This is a genomic window from Spiroplasma sp. hyd1 (genome assembly GCF_016082235.1).
Lineage (GTDB): Bacteria > Bacillota_I > Bacilli_A > Mycoplasmatales > Mycoplasmataceae > Spiroplasma > Spiroplasma poulsonii.
In genome coordinates this window covers 1-741 of sequence record NZ_JXYY01000133.1, presented here as the reverse complement: position 1 = coordinate 741, position 741 = coordinate 1, and the positions used below count along the sequence as shown (strand labels likewise).

General features: G+C 20.2%; 1 protein-coding gene. It reads left to right on the top strand.

Annotation, left to right across the window (positions count from 1 at the left end; all coding sequences use genetic code 4):
* The first annotated feature begins 141 nt into the window (after window positions 1-141).
* Window positions 142-495, top strand: a complete 354-nt coding sequence (locus TS70_RS06720; RefSeq protein ID WP_198049807.1) for a S1 RNA-binding domain-containing protein — start codon at window positions 142-144, stop codon at window positions 493-495.
* Window positions 496-741: the final 246 nt, after the last annotated feature.

Here is a 741-nt window from a genome sequence, read left to right as displayed (position 1 = left end):
CCCTTGAAAATGAAAATTTACGCTTAAAAAAAGAAATTTTAGAAATGGAACTAAAATTAAAAGAAGCAAATAGAGAAAGATAAATTGTATCAAATATCAACTTATCAAAATTTAATTTAGAAAAGGAGATATATTTTGTTTATGTATGAAAAAGGAAATAAAGTTATTGTAAAAATAACAAATATCACTCCCTATGGTGCTTTTTGTAGAGCAGAAAGAGCTGATGGTTTAATCCATATTAGTGAAGTTTCAGATTACTTTGTTAAAGATATTAAAGATTTTTTTGATGTTGGTGATGAAATTGAAGTTGAGATACTTGATTTTGATTTAGTTAGGAAACATATTAAATTAAGTTATAAAAATTGTCACCCTGAGTTATTAAAAACTTATGATAATGAAATTCAAGAGATAAAAGCAGCTTTTAAAAACTTAAATAAAAATCAAAATAAAACAGAAAATATTAAAAATATTAGTAAGACAAATGAAAACGAATAAATTAGTAAAAGTAATTAAATGTAAAGTAAAGGGAGAAAAATATGTTAGAAATTTGTTGTTCTAATAGAATTAAACAACAAGAGAATAAGAAAAAATATAAAAAGTAAAGGAGTTAAATTAATAAATGAATTATTTTGAAAATAAAAAAACAATTCCTAGATTTATTAAAAATAAAATTACTTTTATTAAAGTAATTTCGTTTTTTCAAATATTATTTTCTTTATTTTTATTCTTGTTTTTATCTTT